Origin of the sequence: Paracoccus aerius, assembly GCF_014656455.1 — a bacterium.
GTDB lineage: Bacteria > Pseudomonadota > Alphaproteobacteria > Rhodobacterales > Rhodobacteraceae > Paracoccus > Paracoccus aerius.
This window is the reverse complement of record NZ_BNCL01000081.1, coordinates 1-1,392: the sequence shown is the minus strand read 5'-3', so window position 1 is coordinate 1,392 and position 1,392 is coordinate 1. Positions and strand designations below refer to the sequence as shown.

Genomic DNA, 1,392 nt, shown 5'->3' with positions numbered 1-1,392 from the left:
TCCTGGCCCATCTCAGGGCTCTTTGGGTCCTGCTCTTTCATCTGATCGGGCCGATGATCTGGCCCGAAACGCCCCATCAACGCAAAGCATTGGCTGGCGGATAAGGTTGTTCAGAGCCGACTCATTAATGACGAGGGAGGACGAGGGGCAGGCAACTATATTTGTTCCAAACACCTCAGCTAATGGTGTATATTAGGTGTATTTTCTTAAGATGCTGGCAGCATCTTTGGTAAATTTTTGCGAATGTAGTTTAAATCCTCTTGGTCAAAGGGTTTCAAGCCAAATGCAAGGCTTCGGCCAATTGAGGCGGGCTGTTGAACAGCGTTACACAATTCTTTCAACGAAACCTCAGGCTTAAAATCCAAGAAATCTAGAAGGCGGGTGATCTCGGATTTAGGATCATAGCATAAGGCTTCATATTCAACAAACAAGATTCGGCTTTGATTATGTGGCTGGCGTGCAAGCTTTGAAATACGGCGGTGTACCTCACAAAAATAGGCAAGACTTTCAGGTGGCGTTGGCGGATCGGAGATAGGACGGTTCAAATACGCCGGACCCCAAAGTCGTGGCTGGTTTTGGTTTCCAGAAAAGGCCATGTCGAAACCATTACGCAAAAGATGAACATAGCGCATTGAGGGATAAGCCTCTAGGATCCTCTCAATCACCACATGCGTGTTTGGCTCTTTCCATCCCCAGCGTTTATTGCCTGCCTGAACCATATCCGCCCGGGATATTGCTTCAAAATCTCCCAAGCGCGAGAAAAATTGGTTGTCCGGTAGGTCAAGAACGTCAAGCGTCTTGAAGCGCGCCGTAAACTCTAGATTGTCACTTGATGGGTTCAGATTAGAGCCAATCGAGACTCCGGAGGCCTGGATGATCTTTGCGAGGACACGACTACCGCTTCCGCCTATGGCGCCAATGGCAATAGGTTTTTGTGTGTCGTCAGGCATCATGTGACTCATCAATAATAAATGGCTCCGTCATTTGTAACGGAGCCATTCCCCTTGTTGTTTCAGAAGATCAGACGAACAGGAAGTCGTCTGCGGTCAGGTTCAGGTTCTCGGCATTTGCGAAGGTTGCGATCCGAACCGATCCCTTCTGACCGAGCACTCCAAGGTCAACTGAGAGCTGGCCATTATCCCCATCCCAGACGAAGGCATCAGCCAATTCGATCCCGGCAGCCCGGATCATTGTTGCGAGCTGGCCGCCGATGCCAATCAAATCGACCTCTTGTTCATAGTCCACAATGGTGTCGACGCCAGCATTCAGGATGGACTCAAAGATGAACACATCGGCTCCGCTTCCCCCCTCCAGCGTATCGTCGCCAAAGCCACCTGCTAAGGTGTCGCGGCCTGTTCCCCCATAGAGCAGGTCGTTGTCCTGACCGCCATG

Annotated in this window: 1 protein-coding gene and 1 pseudogene; both read right to left on the bottom strand. The window is 50.5% G+C overall.

What is annotated here, in order from left to right; translation table 11 throughout:
- Positions 1-206: 206 nt before the first annotated feature.
- On the bottom strand, positions 207-953 hold the full coding sequence (locus IE224_RS20765; protein ID WP_229849504.1) for a sulfotransferase family protein: 747 nt from the start codon (positions 951-953) through the stop codon (positions 207-209).
- Positions 954-1,020: 67 nt separating this feature from the next.
- Positions 1,021-1,392: pseudogene (locus IE224_RS21335) on the bottom strand (hypothetical protein); the annotation flags it as partial.

Coding starts and splice junctions, on each gene's coding strand:
- IE224_RS20765 (WP_229849504.1), bottom strand. CDS start 953: ATGATGCCTGACGACACACAAAAACCTATTGCCATTGGCGCCATAGGC.